A 16,537-nucleotide genomic window follows, 5' to 3' on the forward strand; every position below is an offset into this window, starting at 1 on the left:
GGGCGTCCGGATTTCCAGCGCGCCGGGCGCCCACCCCTTTTGAAGCTTCGAATAGAGAGCGCTCCATGCACAGCAAGGCCCTGCCCTATCTGCTGCTGACGCCGGCGACGCTGTTCCTCTGTGTCTTTTTCCTCTACCCGTTCGTGTTGGTCGCCTTCGAGGCGTTCACCCGCGACGGCGGCTTTACGCTCGACAATTTCCGCACCATGGCGGGCAGCTGGAAGTTTCCGGTCACTGTCCGCAATACGCTGCTGCTGAGCGCCATCGTCGTGCCGATCCAACTGGTGATGGCGCTGCTGATGGCAACGGTGGTGTCGCGGCTTGAAACCGGGCGCAGCGCTGCGCTTTACGTCTTCGCTATTCCGCTCGGCATCTCCGATCTCGCCGCCGGGCTGATCTGGCTCGCCATCTTCGACCAGTCCGGCTTCCTGAACACCTTGCTCTCCAATCTCGGCGTCATCGACAGGCCGGTCATGTTCCTCGGCTACCAGAGCAAGCTGACGATCTTCATCGCCGTGGCGCTGGCCGAGATCTGGCGCGCGACCGCCATCATGATGGTCATTCTGGTCGCCGGCATGGGGCTGATCCCCCGGGAATACTACGAGGCGGCGGAGGTTTTTGGCGCTAGCCCGTGGAAGCGCTTCATCAAGATCACGCTGCCTCTGCTGCGCCCAAGCCTGCAGACGGCGATCATCCTGCGCGTCATCCTTGCCTTTGAGGTCTTTGCCGTGGTTGCAGCACTCGGCGGCACCAATCTGCCGGTGCTGATGGGCGAGACCTACAATTGGCAGTTCACGCTGCAGGACCACAATGTCGCCGCCGCCATGGCGCTGTTCATCCTCGCCATCTCGATCGGCTTCACGCTGTTCTTCCTGCGGGTGCTGCGTGTGCCGAAGGAGACTCGCATATGAGCACTGTCGCGGAGCTCTCGATCGCCGCGCCTGAGGCCCGCAAAGCCGGCAACTGGTTGCTGGTCGCAACGGTCATCCTGCTTTGCGTCTGGGTGCTGCTGCCGATCTATCTGTTGATCGTCAACGCGCTGTCGTCGCCGGAAGAGGTGACCGCCTTTCCCAAGCGCTTCTTCCCGTCATTCGATTTCGGCAGCCTTTCTTTCTTCATCAATTTCGCCGGCGTCGCCAAGGCGCTGTGGAACTCCGTTCTCGTCGCCACGCTGACGATGCTCCTCTCGATCGGCTTCGGCGCACCCGCGGGCTACGCGCTGTCGCGCTTCGAATTCCCGGGCAAGGAAACGTTCCGTTTCCTTGTGCTGATGACCCGCGCCTTCCCGCTGCCGCTGCTGGCGCTGCCGCTGGCGGTGATGTTCATCCGCACCGGCCTCGACGACACCGCGATCGGGCTGGCGCTGGTCCACACCACGCTGGCGCTGCCGTTTGCGGTGCTGATCACCTTCTCGCTGTTCTCCGGCATTCCCGTCGAGCTGGAGGAGGCGGCCTGGACGCTCGGCTGCACGAGATTGCAGGCATTCCGAAAAGTCATTCTGCCGCTGGCGCTGCCGGGCATCGCGGCGTCGGCGGTGTTTGCCTTCACCATCTCCTGGAACGAGGTGTTTGCTGCCGCAGTGCTCACCATAGAGAACCGGACGCTGACTGCCTTCCTGTTGCAGAGCCTCGGCGAATCGCCGCTCTACCTCAAATTTGCCGGTGGCGCGGCACTGGTCATTCCGGCGCTGATCTTCATCTTCGCCGTTCGCAAATATCTGTTCGCCATGTGGGGGATCGCCAACCGATGACGCGCACAAAAGAGAACGCCGATGGCTGAGATCGTCATCAAGCAGGTGGCAAAACGTTTCGGCGGCTTCACAGCGCTGCATTCGATCGACCTGACCATCGCCGACCAGGAATTCATGGTGCTGCTTGGCGCCTCGGGTTGCGGCAAGACCACGCTGCTGAGGATCGTCGCCGGGCTGGAAACGCCAAGCCAGGGCGAGGTCTGGATCGGCGGCCGTCGCGTCGACCATCTGCCGCCGCGCGAACGCGGCATCGCTATGGTGTTCCAGAATTACGCCGTGTTTCCGCACCTGACGGTATTCGAGAATATCGCCTTCGGCCTGCGCATGAAGAAGCTGCCGCAGCAGGAGGTCGACGGGCGCGTCAACCGCACCGCCGAGCTCATGCATATCGAACAGCTTTTGAAGCGCTATTCGGGCCAGCTTTCCGGCGGTCAGCGCCAACGCGTGGCTGTGGCCCGGGCCCTGGCGATGGAGCCTGACGTGATCTTGATGGACGAGCCGCTGTCCAACCTAGACGCGCTGCTGCGGCTCGAAATGCGCGCCGAGCTCAAAGGTGTGCTCGCGGCGTCCAAGACCACCACCATCTACGTTACCCACGACCAGGTCGAGGCGATGAGCCTCGCCGACCGCATCGCCGTCATGCATCAGGGCCGTATCGTCCAGGCCGCCTCGCCGGTAGAGGTCTACCGCAATCCGGCGGCCCGCTTCGTCGGCTCCTTCATCGGCAACCCGCCGATGAATTTCATCCCGGCGACGAAGACGGCCGACGGCAGTTGGACCGTCGCCGGGCTGACGCTGCCCGGCCCCAAATCGGACAAGCAGACGATAGAATTCGCCATTCGCCCCGAGGATGTGGACGCCGGCAACGAAGGTATTAACGCCACCGTGCGCGTTGTCGAGCCGCTCGGACCGCACACGCTGGTCACCTGCGACGTCGAGGGCGGCCTGTTCCGCGCCATCCTCGAATCGAATGCCACGGTCGCCGTCGGCGATCACTTGCGGCTTTCGCCCAAACCCGATCGCGTCCGCTGGTTCGATCCCGAAACCACCAACGCCCTTTGATCCCCTTCGATTCTGAAAGTACGAACGCCCCGATGATATCTCTTGCTGTCGACGAAACCATCGCCCGCGCCGTCGAGGTGCTCAGGGAAAATGACCAAGGCACCTATACCATACCGACCAAGGGGCTCTACCCGTTTCAGTGGAACTGGGATTCCTGCCTGACCGCGCTCGGCCTTGCCCACTATGACGAGGCGCGCGCCTGGACCGAGATCGACACGCTGTTCGCCCACCAATGGCCAGACGGCATGGTGCCGCACATCGTCTTCCATGTCTGGAGCGACGGCTATTTCCCCGGGCCGGAGGTCTGGCGAACCAACCGCCCGACTGCCACCTCCGGCATCACCCAGCCGGCGGTCGCCGGCTTTGCCGTGCGCCGCTTGTTCGACCAGGCCAAGGACAAGGCCCTGGCGGCCGATCGCGCCCGCGCGCTGTTGCCGAAAATCGATGCCTGGCACCGCTGGTTCTACGAAAATCGCGACCCGGACGGCGAAGGGCTGGTCGCCATAATCCACCCATGGGAGTCCGGCCGCGACAACTCGATCGACTGGGACGAGGCGTTCGAGCGCGTGCCGACCGAAGGCGTCGAGCCCTACACCCGCCGCGACATCCTGCACGCCGATCCGGCGCATCGTCCAACCAAGGCACAGTATGACCGCTATGTCTGGCTGTTGCAGCATTTCCGCGGGCTTGGCTGGGATAATGCCCGGCTGCACGATGCCTCGCCATTCCAGGTCGTCGATCCCGGCTTCAACGCCATCCTGATCCGTTCCGCCGCCGACCTTGCCGATCTCGCCGAGGCACTTGGCGAAACCGAAATCGCAGAAGCCAATCGCGCCCGTGCCGAAAAGGGGCTTTCGGCAATGGAACGGCTGTGGAGCGACGCGCATGGCCAGTACATTTGTTTCGACCGAGTGGCCGGAAAGCATGTTGACAGCGCGTCGGTCGGCGGCATTCTGTCGGTATTTTCGGCCATCCCGGAAAGCCGGGCAGCGACCATCGCTGCAACGATCGAGCGCATCGCCGGCAAAGCGCGTTACATCGTCCCGTCGCACGATCCTGAGGATGGGCGCTTCGACCCAAAGCGCTACTGGCGCGGCCCGGTCTGGCTGGTGGTCAACTACATGATCGCCGACGGCCTTGCCGCCGCCGGCCACAGCCAAATCGCACAACGGATCACGCAATCCAGTCTCGAGCTGATCGCCGAGAGCGGTTTTGCCGAATATTACGATCCCCTCAGCGGCGAGCCGCTCGGCGGCAATCGCTTCACCTGGACCGCGGCAATGGTGATCGAGTTCCTGAAGGGCAGAGCCTGAACGCTTCCGCCTAGGCCGCCGGCTACCAAAGCCCGTTCTGTCTGCCGAATAACAGTCGACCCCATTTGCGTCTGAGGCATGTCCCGGCCCATCAAAACAGGGCCAAGGCATGCCAATCTTCACCATGCCAGAGCTATAATAATTCTTCACAAACCGCTATCTATACTGCGTCGGGGCGGGGAGAAGCGCGGCTTGGAATTCGATCTGAAAACCATTGAGGCGCTTGCTCCCGATCAGGCGTCGCTGAGCGCCGCCTCCAAGCTCACCAAACGAACGAACTGGCCGCGGCTCGAAAAGCATGAGCAGCAGGCGCTCATCTGGGGCGAATGCCAGGGCTCCGGCTCCAATCCTTATCGAGTGGTGGTCGACACGGGTGATCACGGCTACAAATGCACCTGCCCTTCGCGCAAATTCCCATGCAAGCACACTCTGGCCCTGATGTGGATTGCCGCCACCGCGCCAGCCAGTTTTGCCGCTGCCAATACCACGCCGGAATGGGTGAATGACTGGCTTGGCCGACGCAGGAAGACAACGCCACAGCCGGCGCAACCGGTACCCGGTGCGGAAGCCAAGCGCATCGGCGAAGCCTCACAAGCCGACGAGAGCACCGCCATTGAAGACATCGCGGCGCTGGAGCGTCGCGAGGCGGCGCAGCGCAAGCGGGCGGAAAGCACACGAGAAGCAGTGTCGGCTGGGCTCGATGAGCTTGACCAGTGGATTGCCGACCAGTTACGGCTCGGTCTGTCCGGGTTTGTCGACGCCAGCAGCGACCGTTGCCGGCGGATTGCTGCGCGGCTGGTCGATATGAAGGCAGCCGCGCTCGCCGGCCGTATCGACGAGATTCCGTCGCGGCTGATGGCGCTGCGCAGCGAGGAACGGTCTGATGCGGCAATCCGCGAGCTCGGCAAGCTCGTGCTGCTGGCCAAGGCGTGGCGGTCGGAGCCCGACGACCCCGAGCTGAAGCGCCTCGTATCAACGTCGGAACCCCGCGAACAGGTTCTCAGCAGTCCGGATGCAAGACGGGTTGAAAGCCTCTGGGAAGTTCTCGGCGAGAAGATCGAGAGCCGCCGCGATGGTCTGGTCAGCCATTCGACCTGGCTGCTCGATTTGAAAAGCGCCACCCCGCAATTTGCCGTGCTGCTCGACTTTTTCCCGGCTTCGGCCGGGCGCCGGTCCAACGCTTTTGCACCAGGCGACCGTTTCAATGCCCGACTGGTGTTTTATCCATCACGCCTGCCGCTCCGCGCCCTCGTGGTGGAGCGCATGGGGGAGGTTGCGCCCGGCGCGTGGCCCGATTTTGCTTTTGGCACCGCGAAGGATCCGCTCGCCACGCATGCTTCCCATCAGGACGCCGCGCCCTGGATCGCCGATTGTCCCCTCATGCTGCCGCCCGGTGCTATCCTGCTCGACGATCGGGGCACGGCATGGTGGCAGGCGGAGGATGAACCGCAGGGGATCGCCTTGCCGATCGCCGGCGCGGTAGATCAAACCTTGCTCGGCCTCGACCTTGCAGCCACGGCAGCGCTCTGGAACGGCGCCCGGCTTGAGCTTCTGGCGGCGCAAAGCGAGTTCGGGAGGCTTGATCTGGCGTGAACGAAAGCGAGCAAACAGGCCTGGCGGCAATGCGCGATTGCTGGATCACCGGCGGTGCTACGTTCGATCTGGCTCCGGCCGGATGGAAGGCAATCGCCGGCGGTGCAAGTCCCGACGAACAGGAGCGCCGGCTCCTTGCAATCGCAGCACAAGCGCTCGACGTCGCGCTGCGGCCGGCCGCGCCGACGACACTCAAGCGTCGTCCGCCGCTGCCCAGACTTGCCCTGCCCATTCTGCCGGCACGATTTCGGCCGTTGTTGAGAGCCGCTCTGAAGCACGCCGCCGACGCGAGGCGAAAGGCACGCGTGGCGGCGCTCGTCGCCAGCCGCGGCTTTGTGCTCCATCCCATGGACTGGATGCCCTCGGATCAGAACAGCCCGGACGTCTACGCACCATGGGTAGACTGGCAAGCAAGCATGAACGGGGAAAGGCTTGCCCCACAAGAGAAACTGACTGCGGAAAACTGGGATGAGTTCTATCCCGCCGCGCGACGCTTGGTCCTTGCCGATATGCGCCGTACCGACCCGACATCGGCTCGAATGTTGATCGAAGCCAAGGCGTCGGGCGAACCGGCGGAAGTCAGGCTTGCGCTGGTCGAGCTTATGCGCTTCGGCCTGAGTGCCGAGGACGTGCCTTTCCTGAAAAGCCTTTCCGCCGACAGGTCCGGCAAGGTGCGCGAACTGGCTGGCCGGCTGCTGGCAAGATTAGGAGAGCACGTTCGCCCGAGCGACGGTGGACCGGACGATCCCGTAGCCGAACTCGCCGCCTTTATCACTGAAGGCAGATCGGGCTTCATCCGCCGCCGGACGATCTACACTCCAGCAAAACTAAAATCCCAAGTGCAGGAGCAACGCCGCGCCGAACTGTTCGAGATATGCAACCTCGTCGACCTTACCGAACGGTTCAACACTACGGAAGCCGAATTCATAGGAGGCTGGCAATTTGGTGCCGACAATAAAGCCGACATCCTGATCGCACGAATGGTCGCCGCCTCAGGGAGCGAAGCCGCCCTTACGCAGATGGCGGATACGCTTATCGCCGAAGGCGGCAAACCGGCGCTGTTCGTGCTTCACCTCATGCCGCGCCTGGACAGCCGCAGAAAGCGTGTCCTCATCAGGCTGATCCTCAAGGAGACAACTTATCTTGGCATGATCAACCTGGCGGAAGGCATCGATGTCGACTGGCTGGAATGGGACGACCTGACGAATGGACAGGCGCTCGCCGCACTGCGTTCCGCCGCCGGCGGAAAAGACGACGCCGCGCGGCGGGGTCTCGACGATGTACTGGAGACGATCGGCTTCCTTGCCACCGCGACCACGGCAGCGAAATTGATCGACGACATGGTCGCGGCGGGCGTGCCGCCCGCGGCTCCTTCACTCGGGCTTCTACGTCTCAATGCATCACTGGCGGGGCCTGGAAGCAACACATGACCAATCCGGAGAACAGCAAAATGAACGCAGCCATCCGCCTCCCGGTCGAGCAGGCCTACGCTTCGGAATTGCAGGCGCTGGCGCGCGATGACGACCGGCAGAGGCCTGCCGGCTGGAGCCTGTCGCCACAGGCTGTGCTGACCTATTTGCTAGGCGGGAAGGCCGGTGACGGCACCTTGGTAACGCCAAAATATGTCGGTCGCCGCCGGTTGATGGAAACCGCGGTAGCGACGCTCGCCACCGACCGTGCACTCTTGCTGCTCGGCGTTCCCGGAACCGCCAAGTCCTGGGTGTCTGAACATCTTGCCGCCGCCATCATGGGCGACTCGACGCTGATCGTGCAGTGCACGGCCGGCACCGACGAGAACCAGATCCGCTATGGCTGGAACTATGCGCAGCTACTGGCAAAGGGCCCGAGCCAGGAAGCGTTGGTGCCGACGCCGCTCTACCGAGCCATGCAGAACGGCAAGCTCTGCCGGCTGGAGGAACTGACCCGCATGGGCTCAGACGTGCAGGACACGCTGATCACCGTGCTTTCCGAAAAGATGATGCCTATCCCGGAATTGAACACCTCGATCTACGCCCAGCGCGGCTTCAACATTATCGCCACGGCAAACAACCGCGACAAAGGTGTCAACGAGCTCTCCTCGGCGCTCAAGCGTCGCTTCAATGTCGTGGTGCTGCCATTGCCGGAAGACATGGCCGAAGAGGTGGCGATCGTCTCCAAACGGGTCGACGAGATGGCTGGCGGACTCGACCTGCCGGTGCCGAAAAATGTCGGCGAGGAGATCGCCCGTGTGCTGACCATCTTCCGCGAATTGCGCTCCGGCGCGACTGCCGACGGCAAGGTGACGCTGAAGACGCCTTCCGGCTCGCTGTCGACCGCAGAAGCGATCGCCACGATGGTTGGCGGGCTCAGCCAGGCGGCGTGGTTCGACAGTGGCAAGCTCGGCGCCGAAGGTCTCGCCGCCAGCCTTGTCGGCGCGATCGTGAAGGATCCGGTGCAGGACAAGGTGGTGCTGGAGGAATATCTGGAAACCGTGCTCAAGAAGCGGGCCGACTATGCCGGCTATTACGCGGCGCTGAACGCAGCGATCTGACGCCATGGGCCACGGCGACATTGCCTATTTCGGGATACGCCATCACGGGCCGGGTTCCGCCGACAGCCTGGTGCAGGCACTGCAGGATTTGAACCCGGTCGCCGTGCTGATCGAGGGGCCGATCGACGCCTCTGAGCTTCTGCCCATGCTGGCCCGCCCCGAAATGCAGCCGCCTGTGGCGCTCCTTTGCTATCCGGAGGACGATCCGGCTTCGACAAGCTTCTGGCCTTTTGCCGAGTTCTCGCCCGAATACCAGGCGGCGCTTTGGGCTGTGGGCAATAAGGCGACGTTGCAGTTTATCGACCTGCCGTCATCGGCACGGTTCACCACTGCTGCGATCGGTGGCGCGGAGGACACCGATGCGACCGAAGCTACCCAAGCCCCCGAGGATGGTGACGCGGCTCCGCTTCCGCGTGATCCGATAGCCATGCTGGCACACGCCGCCGGTTATGAGGACGGCGAAAGCTGGTGGTCGGACATCATTGAACAGAACCCGGAACCCGGCCCCATATTTGCGGCCATCGCCGATGCGATGACGACACTGCGGAATGGTGAGGGTCCGATCGCGCAGTTCGAAGCCAAGCGCGAGGCGCATATGCGGCTCGAAATCGCCAAGGCGCGTAAGCAGTTCGACGGGCCGATCGCCGTCGTCTGCGGGGCATGGCATGTGCCGGCGCTGCAGGCCACCCACACTCAGAAAAACGATCAGGTCCTGATCAAGGGAATTGCCCGGCGCAAGAGCACAATGACATGGGCACCCTGGACGGGACCGCGCCTGGCGCGGGGATACGGCTATGGCGCGGGCGTCGTCGCACCGGGCTGGTGCAAGCATCTCTGGCGCACGCGCGGCCGGCGCGATGCGGCGACCCTGTGGCTTGCGACGATCGCCGCCGTGCTGCGGGCGAAGGGTCACCTGATCTCGACCGCTTCGTTGATCGAAGCGGAGCGGCTCGCCCGGACGCTAGCCGCGATTCGCGAACGACCGAAACCCGGATTTGAGGAATTGCGCGACGCCGCGATCGCCGCCCTCTTCAACGGCGAAGCGTTGCTGTGGGGGCTGGTCGAGGCCGAGCTGCTTCTGGGTTCGGACGTCGGCGAAATTCCGCCCGACACACCGCTGGCGCCACTGATCGAGGATCTGCAGCGTAGCCAAAAGGCGGCGCGCCTAAAACCCGAGGCGCTGGAGCGGGAACTGTCGGTCGACCTGCGAAGCGAGAGCGGGCTGTTCCGCTCGACATTGCTGCATCGGCTGCACGTGCTTGGTGTGCATTGGGGTAAGTTGACTGACAGCGGCCGCAGCCGTGGCACCTTCCGCGAGCGGTGGACCCTAGCGTGGGAACCGGAATATGCCGTCCGTCTGGTCGAGAACCTGATCTACGGGCCGACCATCGAAAAGGCTGCCAATGGCCGCCTGATCCAGATGATCGAAACGGCGGCGACGCTCGATACGCTTGCGGCACTGGTCCAGAGCGCCATCACTGCAGGCCTGTCGGAAGCATCGACTGCCGGCCTCACGGCGTTGGAGGCACGCGCGGCGCGCAGCAGTGAATGCCTGGAGATCCTGGCGTCGGTGCCGCCGCTCGCCGACATTGTCCGCTACGGCGAGGCCCGCAAAACGCAAACGGACCGGCTGTCCGGCCTCATGGAGCGGCTGATCGTCGAAGGTGCGATCGCGCTTCCCTACGCTGCGCGCGATCTGGATGAGCAGGCCGCCGCGACACTGGTTGGTGCGATGCGCAAGGCCGATGAGGCGATCAGGCTGGTCGAACCCGGCCAAGACGTGCTGGACGGATGGCGCAACGGGCTGGCGGCCGTACTGGAGGCGTCACGGTCGACGGCGCTGCTGGCCGGGTGCGCCGCACACCTGCTGTATGAAGCTGGTCGCCTGTCCGCCGAAGCCGCTGCCGGGCTGCTCGGGGGACGCCTGTCACCGGGGACGCCTGTCACTGACGCGGCCGGGTTCTTCGAAGGCTTCTTCAGCACAGCCGGTCAACGGCTGATTTATGACGAGGGTCTGCGCGGTGCGGTCGATGGGTGGCTCAGATCCCTGGACGAAGATGCTTTCATCGCGCACCTGCCGTTGCTGCGCCGCGTCTTTTCCAATCTGGATCGCATGGAACGCCGCCGGCTGATCGAAGCGGTCCTCGGCCGCGCCGCGCGCTTGCCGGCTGGCCTGACGCCGACGCCGGATGGCGGCGAGGCATGGCGCCGGCACCTGGGGCTGCTTGGACCATTGCTCAACGGAGAAACCGGCAATGGATGACGAGGCCGAAATGAACGAACCCGGCCCGCTCACTGCCGATGGCGGAAGGGAGCGCCGCTGGCGACTGGCGATCGGCGCCGATGACGAAACGTCTGGGGCACTTTCCAGCGACGACAAACGGCTTTCGGCGGCACTCGACGCTCTCTACGGCGACGGCATTAGCGCCGCTTCTGCCGACCCACGCAAGCGGCGTGGCGGCCTTGGCCGGTCGGCGCCGCGCGTTGCACAATGGATGAGCGACATCCGCTCCTTCTTTCCGGCGCAGGTCGTCCAGATCGTCCAGAAGGACGCCTTCGAACGGCTGGACCTGAAGCAGATGCTGATGGAACCGGAATTCCTCAAGGCGATCGAGGCGGACGTCAATCTCGTCGCCGACCTGATTTCGCTGCGCTCGGTCATGCCGGCCAAGACCAAGGACATTGCCCGGACGATCATTGCCGATATCGTCGGCAAGCTGATGCAGAAGCTGGAGCAGAAGACCGCCGAGGCGATACGCGGCGCTCTCGATCGATCGAGACGCACCAACCGCCCGCGTGCACGCGATATCGACTGGCAGCGCACTATTTCGGCGAACCTTCGCCACTATCAACCCGAGCATAGGACCATCGTGCCGGAGAAACTGGTCGGCTTCATGCGCAAGCAGCGCCGGCTTGTCGATCTGGATGAGGTCGTTCTCTGCGTCGACCAGTCCGGCTCGATGGCAAGCTCGGTGGTCTACGCCTCGATCTTCGCGGCGGTGATGGCCTCGCTGCCGGTTGTGCGCACGAAGCTTGTCTGCTTCGATACGGTGATCGTCGACCTGACCGAAGAGCTCAGCGATCCCGTCGAGGTGCTGTTCGGCGTGCAGCTTGGCGGCGGCACCGACATCAATCAGGCGGTCGCCTATTGCGCCGACCGTATCGAACGGCCCACCAAGTCGCATCTGGTGCTGATCACCGATCTCTATGAAGGCGGTAATGGCCAGGAACTGCTGCGGCGACTGGCAGCGCTGGTTCGATCCGGCGTAAATGTCGTCGTGCTTCTGGCGCTGACCGATCAAGGCCGGCCCGGCTACGATCCAACAATGGCAGGCTCGGTAGCAGCCCTTGGTATTCCCGTCTTCGCCTGCACGCCGGATCTGTTTCCGGACATGATGGCTGCGGCCTTACGCCGCGACGATATCGGAGCATGGGCGGCAGGCGCCGACATCAAGGTGGTCCGCGCCGAAACGCAGGCGTCGAGCCACCCATCACCAACTGCCACAGTTTGACAAAACGCGGTCCGCGCCTATGGTCGACCTGTTACAGGAGCGGTGCATGGCGACAGCAACCGACTGCATTTTTGGCGGGTTTTCCGCATGTTTTCTTTCCAGCGAAATTCGCGTCAAGCCGCTCCTGCAATCCTCAGCGGTCTTCGCGTGCGTTGCATCGATATCTGCGCGCCAATAGCATCCGTGAGCGCCCTCTCCTCGCGAACCGCCGAACTTCTGTCGCGACTTGAGGGTCGGCTGGATCGGTCGGCGATCGTCTCGGCAGATGAGGCCGGGCCGCGTTACAGGGAAGACCCGACGGCAAGACCGGTGCGCGGCCGGAGGTCGTGCTGCGACCGCGCACTGCCGGCGAGGTGTCGGACATACTGCGCCTGTGCAATGAGGCGGGGCAGAGGCTTGTGGTCCAGGGGGGCCGGACCGGGCTTGCCAGCGGCGCTCGCATCCAACCCGGCGAAGCTGTGCTGTCGCTGGAGCGCATGACTTCCGTTGAAGCTCTCGACCGCGAGGCGGCGACCATCATCGCCGAGGCCGGCGCGCCGCTGCAAGCGGTGCAGGAAGCCGCCGATGCGGCCGGCTTGCTGTTCGGCGTCGACATCGGAGCGCGCGGCACGGCCACCGTCGGTGGCAATGTCGCCACCAATGCCGGCGGCATCCGCGTGCTGCGCTACGGCATGTACCGGGCGCAGGTGCTTGGGCTGGAAGCGGTGCTTGCCGACGGCAGTATCCTGACCTCGCTCAAGGGTTTGGCGAAGGACAACTCCGGCTACGATCTCAGCCAATTGTTCATCGGCAGCGAAGGCACGCTCGGCGTGGTCACACGCGCATGCCTGCGGCTGCATCCGAAGCCGGCCACCGAGATCAACGCCTTCTGCGCGCTTGCTTCGCTGGACGCGGCGATCACGTTGCTTGCGCTGCTCAGGCGGAAGCTCGGGCCCTTGCTGTCGGCCTATGAGGTGAATTTCGCACCGCTCTATGGCGCCATGATCGCCGGCATGGAGGCGCCGGCGCCGCTGCCCGCCGGCTCGCCCGTCTATGTGCTTGCCGAGATACAGGGCAGCGAGCCCGACCGCGACGGCGAACGTTTTGCCGCGGTGCTGATGCAGGCGGTTGAAGATGGCGTGATCGACGACGTGGTCGTCTCGCAATCGCCGCGCGAATTCCGGGCGCTCTGGGCGGTGCGAGAAGAGGCCAACCGTTTCCTGTTTTCGATGGCAGGCCTGATCGGCGTCGATATCAGCATCCCACTGGCGAGAATGGCGACTTTCCTGGGCGAAACAGAAGCCGCCATCAGGGCCGTCGACCCTGGCGCCGACATCTACGTCTTCGGCCATCTCGGCGATGGCAATCTGCATTATCAGGTCCGCACCGCGGATCCGGCGGCCGCATACGGCATCGTGTACCGCGGTGTTGCCACCGCCGGCGGTGGCGTTTCGGCCGAACATGGCATCGGCCTCGACAAGAAGGAATGGCTGCACCTTGTGCGCAGCGACGCCGAGATCGCGGCCATGCGCCGCCTGAAAGCAGCCTTCGACCCGAACAACATCCTCAATGCCGGGCGCATCTTCGACCTGGCGCCGGGCTGAAATCGAAGGCCGGTAGCGCTGGCCGGATACTGTCTCTATCTGGTCGCGCTCTTCAATTCCGCATGCGCAACCGCAATGCGGGCAGCAAGCGCGGCGTTGTTGCGGACCAGCGCGATGTTGGCCTTCAGGCTGCGGCCTTGCGAAAGCTCATTGATGCGTGCGAGCAGAAATGGCGTTAGTTCCTTGCGCCCGATGCCGCGCTTCTCGGCCTCAGCCACGGCCGCTGCGATCGTGCCGTCGATGAACGCCGGATCGAGCGCGTCCGCTTCGGGGATAGGGTTGGCGACGAGAATGCCGGTGCCGGATTCCATCTCGTCATGCAGCAGCATGGCTCGCGCGATCTCGTCGGGCGTGTCGAGGCGATGATCGGCCTTGAGCCCGCTGGAGCGGGTGTAGAAAGCCGGAAAATCATCGCTCCCATAGGCGATCACCGGCACGCGCTGAGTTTCCAGATATTCCAGCGTCTTCGCAATATCGAGGATCGATTTAACTCCGGCGCAGACGACGGTCGTGCCGGTTTGGCCGAGTTCGGTCAGGTCGGCGGAGATATCGAAAGTGGCTTCGGCGCCGCGATGCACGCCGCCGACACCGCCGGTCGCAAAAATGCCGATCCCGGCTAAAGCGGCGATCCGCATCGTCGCCGAGACGGTGGTTCCGGCCGAGCCGCCGCGCACCATGATGGCGGCGAGATCGCGCCCGGAAGCCTTGACCACGCCCTTTGCCGCTGCCAGCTCTTCCAGTTCACGGTCGTCGAGGCCAACCTTGATCTTGCCGGCGACCACTGCGATCGTGGCGGGCACGGCGCCGTTTTCACGCACTACGGTCTCGACACCACGGGCAGTTTCCAGATTGGCCGGATATGGCATGCCGTGGGTGATAATCGTCGATTCCAATGCCACCACCGCGCGGCCTTCATCAAGCGCAGCAGCGACTTCATCGTTCAGGTGGACAAGGAAAGGTTTCATATCATCTCGCTTTCAGGCAGGAATGCGGTACATGCCGGCGGCAAGGAAGCGCGGCGACAGATCGGGATGGACGCTGGATTCGCTCTCGGTGGTCAGTGTGGCAAGCAGTGCGCCGGTGCGCACGGCATGAGCGACCGGCTCACCCGAAAGCACCTTGTACAGAGTGCCGGCGATCATCGCGTCACCGGCGCCGGTGATGTCGACGGGCTGGGCCGGGACGGAGTGCATGTTCGTCACACCGCTCTCGGTCGCAACGGCAAATCCATGCGCGCCTACGGTCACGATCACCTCTCCGGCGCCGGCCGCGCGCAGCGCTGCCGCTGCTTCCTCCGGCGTCAGCCGCTTGTCGGCATCCGTCATGCCGAGCATCATATTGGCCTCGTCATGATTGGTGAATAGAAGATCGATGCCGGTCAGGTCCTTCGGCAGGCGCGCTGATTTCGGCGACGAGACCGCGTCGACGGCGAGCTTGAAGCGCGCGGCCTGCTTGCGCGAGATCAGTGCTGCGAGGGTCGCAGCCGGCAGATTGCAGTCGATGAACACCCATGTCGCCGAAGCCAGATGCGGCCAGAAGCGGTCGAGATAGGACGACGAAAACAGATCGAAGATCTCCATGTCGGCAATGCCGAGCACGAGGTCGTTGTTGCGGTCGAGGATGGCCGCGTATTCCGCCGTCGGCCGTTCCGCGGTGGTGATGACCTGGCTGACATCGGCGCCGAGGTCGCGCAGATGCCGCACCATTGAGCGGCCGGTTTCATCGTCGCCGACGATCGAGACGAAGCTTATGTCGACGCCGAGGCGGGCAAGGTTTTCGGCGACGTTGCGGGCAACCCCGCCGAAGCTGCGATAGCCGTCGACCGGGTTCGACGTCTCGAAAATCAGATCCTTCTTGGCGTGGTATTTGCGGTCGAGCACCGCGCCGCCGACGCAGACCATGCGCTTGGACGTCGGCAAGACGTAACCACGGCCGAGAATGTATCCCTTGTTGACGAGTTGCACGATGTGAGCCGCGACCGTCGAGCGGGCGATGCCGAGCACCGTTGCTATGTCCTGCTGGCCGGCGAATGGGTTCGCCGCAATGAGGTCGAGAACCGCTTGTTCCTGTGCTCCAAGGTCGTCCATTGTCTCACCCGGCCGTCAAATTCGAGGCTGAACGCTTTCGCAACAACAGATGACATTGTCAACATTTGTTTCGACCGGCGGCATTTGACCAATCGGCGCTCCCGCGACTCTCTGCCAGCCGGACGAAGAAAGCGGGTGAGCACATTGAAGAAAGCTATTTCACCAAGGAGGACGAAAGTTGCTCTTGTCGGCGTGCAGCGCCAGGGAGGAACTGAGGCCTTAACGCGAGACGGCGAAGAGCGCTAAGCCTTCAGCACCGAGACGGCCAATTCGCTGTTGTGGACGTATTCGTTGGCGTCAGGCTGCTTCTGCACGAGCAGGATGAACAGCAGGTCGGTCAGCGTCAGTTGTGCATCACGCGCAGTTATCGATGACGAGCGCGCGCGCTCTTCATCGGCGATCGTGTGGAGGCGAATGTCGGCAACCCGGCTCAGCGGATTGTCGCGAAGTCCGGTGACGGCGATAACGGTGGTGCCACGTTTGCGGGCAAGTTCAGCCATCCGCAGGGTTTCGATGCTCGCCCCGGAATAGGAGAGCGCGAACAGCACGTCACCTCGTCCAAGCGTCGAGACATTGGCCATTTGCACATGGCTGTCGCTGTCGTGCAGCACGTTGCGGCCGAGCTTCATCAGCTTGTAGGAAAAATCGCGCGCCACCAGCGAGGATGCGCCGACGCCGGCCAAATGAATACGGCGCGCACCGTTCAACGCTTCGAGAGCCTTGCCGATTTCCTGCTCGGTGTTGGCTGCGACGGTCTGTTGCATCGACAAAAGCTTGCTGCCGATCAGCTTGCGCAAGATGACCAGATAGCTGTCGTCGACCTCGATCGAACCGTGGATCATGCCGGCCGGCACGTGCCATTCCTGCGACTTGGCCTCACTGACGGCGAGCTTAAGCTCCTGATAGCTGGAATAGCCGAGCTTCTGGCTGAACTTGACGACGCTCGACTGGCTGCGGCCGATCTCGGCGGCAAGCGCCGCCGTCGACAGGCGGAGCATCTGGTCGGGATTATCGACGATATACCGACCGATCTCGCGGTCGCCGGGCGCCATGACTTCGAGCTTGGCCTCGATCTTCTTCAGGACGGACATGCGTTCCTCCATTGCC

At 63.7% G+C, this 16,537-nt stretch carries 12 protein-coding genes and 1 pseudogene; 10 read left to right on the forward strand and 3 right to left on the reverse strand.

Features of this window, described 5'->3' with window-relative positions; translation table 11 throughout:
• Nucleotides 1-65 precede the first annotated feature (65 nt).
• From NKI47_RS12325 to NKI47_RS12370, 10 genes and pseudogenes are all read left to right on the forward strand, one after another.
• The gene (locus NKI47_RS12325) at nt 66-911 is read left to right on the forward strand and encodes a carbohydrate ABC transporter permease (protein ID WP_352590279.1); all 846 of its coding nucleotides are present in this window, start codon (nt 66-68) and stop codon (nt 909-911) included.
• Nucleotides 908-1,750: a carbohydrate ABC transporter permease gene (locus tag NKI47_RS12330; protein ID WP_023676032.1), complete on the forward strand. Its 843-nt coding sequence runs from the start codon at nt 908-910 to the stop codon at nt 1,748-1,750. The genes NKI47_RS12325 and NKI47_RS12330 overlap by 4 nt, the downstream gene beginning before the upstream one ends.
• A gap of 21 nt (nt 1,751-1,771) precedes the next feature.
• Complete coding sequence (locus NKI47_RS12335; RefSeq protein WP_023676033.1) at nt 1,772-2,812, forward strand: ABC transporter ATP-binding protein; 1,041 nt, start codon at nt 1,772-1,774, stop codon at nt 2,810-2,812.
• A gap of 32 nt (nt 2,813-2,844) precedes the next feature.
• Nucleotides 2,845-4,125: an amylo-alpha-1,6-glucosidase gene (locus NKI47_RS12340; RefSeq protein ID WP_023676034.1), complete on the forward strand. Its 1,281-nt coding sequence runs from the start codon at nt 2,845-2,847 to the stop codon at nt 4,123-4,125.
• Between the two features lie 192 nt (nt 4,126-4,317).
• Entirely contained in the window at nt 4,318-5,718 is a 1,401-nt protein-coding gene (locus NKI47_RS12345) for an SWIM zinc finger family protein (RefSeq protein WP_352590282.1), read from the forward strand.
• A gap of 305 nt (nt 5,719-6,023) precedes the next feature.
• Nucleotides 6,024-7,148 (forward strand): DUF5691 domain-containing protein, encoded by a 1,125-nt coding sequence (locus NKI47_RS12350; protein ID WP_352590284.1) that lies wholly within the window; start codon nt 6,024-6,026, stop codon nt 7,146-7,148.
• Nucleotides 7,149-7,168: 20 nt separating this feature from the next.
• Nucleotides 7,169-8,248, forward strand: coding sequence for an ATP-binding protein (locus NKI47_RS12355; RefSeq protein WP_023676037.1), 1,080 nt, complete (start codon nt 7,169-7,171; stop codon nt 8,246-8,248).
• A gap of 4 nt (nt 8,249-8,252) precedes the next feature.
• Nucleotides 8,253-10,511, forward strand: a complete 2,259-nt coding sequence (locus NKI47_RS12360) for a DUF5682 family protein (RefSeq protein WP_352590287.1) — start codon at nt 8,253-8,255, stop codon at nt 10,509-10,511.
• Nucleotides 10,504-11,760: a VWA domain-containing protein gene (locus NKI47_RS12365; protein WP_023676039.1), complete on the forward strand. Its 1,257-nt coding sequence runs from the start codon at nt 10,504-10,506 to the stop codon at nt 11,758-11,760. Before NKI47_RS12360 ends, NKI47_RS12365 begins: the two co-directional genes overlap by 8 nt.
• A 183-nt stretch (nt 11,761-11,943) precedes the next feature.
• Nucleotides 11,944-13,343: pseudogene (locus NKI47_RS12370) on the forward strand (FAD-binding oxidoreductase).
• Between the two features lie 35 nt (nt 13,344-13,378).
• On the opposite strand, the gene NKI47_RS12375 reads toward NKI47_RS12370, so the two are convergent.
• The 3 genes from NKI47_RS12375 to NKI47_RS12385 all read right to left on the reverse strand — a co-directional run bounded on the left by NKI47_RS12375 (nt 13,379) and on the right by NKI47_RS12385 (nt 16,521).
• Complete coding sequence (locus NKI47_RS12375; protein ID WP_023676041.1) at nt 13,379-14,308, reverse strand: pseudouridine-5'-phosphate glycosidase; 930 nt, start codon at nt 14,306-14,308, stop codon at nt 13,379-13,381.
• Nucleotides 14,309-14,320: 12 nt separating this feature from the next.
• Complete coding sequence (locus NKI47_RS12380) at nt 14,321-15,430, reverse strand: carbohydrate kinase (protein ID WP_023676042.1); 1,110 nt, start codon at nt 15,428-15,430, stop codon at nt 14,321-14,323.
• Nucleotides 15,431-15,672: 242 nt separating this feature from the next.
• Complete coding sequence (locus tag NKI47_RS12385) at nt 15,673-16,521, reverse strand: MurR/RpiR family transcriptional regulator (RefSeq protein WP_352590290.1); 849 nt, start codon at nt 16,519-16,521, stop codon at nt 15,673-15,675.
• Nucleotides 16,522-16,537 lie beyond the last annotated feature (16 nt).

The organism is Mesorhizobium sp. M0633, assembly GCF_040320645.1.
Taxonomy (GTDB): Bacteria; Pseudomonadota; Alphaproteobacteria; order Rhizobiales; family Rhizobiaceae; genus Mesorhizobium.

What these genes read in the sequence shown, in the direction of transcription:
- NKI47_RS12325 (WP_352590279.1), top strand. Translation starts at nt 66, where the DNA reads ATGCACAGCAAGGCCCTGCCCTATCTGCTGCTGACGCCGGCGACGCTG.
- NKI47_RS12330 (WP_023676032.1), top strand. Translation starts at nt 908, where the DNA reads ATGAGCACTGTCGCGGAGCTCTCGATCGCCGCGCCTGAGGCCCGCAAA.
- NKI47_RS12335 (WP_023676033.1), top strand. Translation starts at nt 1,772, where the DNA reads ATGGCTGAGATCGTCATCAAGCAGGTGGCAAAACGTTTCGGCGGCTTC.
- NKI47_RS12340 (WP_023676034.1), top strand. Translation starts at nt 2,845, where the DNA reads ATGATATCTCTTGCTGTCGACGAAACCATCGCCCGCGCCGTCGAGGTG.
- NKI47_RS12355 (WP_023676037.1), top strand. Translation starts at nt 7,169, where the DNA reads ATGAACGCAGCCATCCGCCTCCCGGTCGAGCAGGCCTACGCTTCGGAA.
- NKI47_RS12360 (WP_352590287.1), top strand. Translation starts at nt 8,253, where the DNA reads ATGGGCCACGGCGACATTGCCTATTTCGGGATACGCCATCACGGGCCG.
- NKI47_RS12365 (WP_023676039.1), top strand. Translation starts at nt 10,504, where the DNA reads ATGGATGACGAGGCCGAAATGAACGAACCCGGCCCGCTCACTGCCGAT.
- NKI47_RS12375 (WP_023676041.1), bottom strand. Translation starts at nt 14,308, where the DNA reads ATGAAACCTTTCCTTGTCCACCTGAACGATGAAGTCGCTGCTGCGCTT.
- NKI47_RS12380 (WP_023676042.1), bottom strand. Translation starts at nt 15,430, where the DNA reads ATGGACGACCTTGGAGCACAGGAACAAGCGGTTCTCGACCTCATTGCG.
- NKI47_RS12385 (WP_352590290.1), bottom strand. Translation starts at nt 16,521, where the DNA reads ATGTCCGTCCTGAAGAAGATCGAGGCCAAGCTCGAAGTCATGGCGCCC.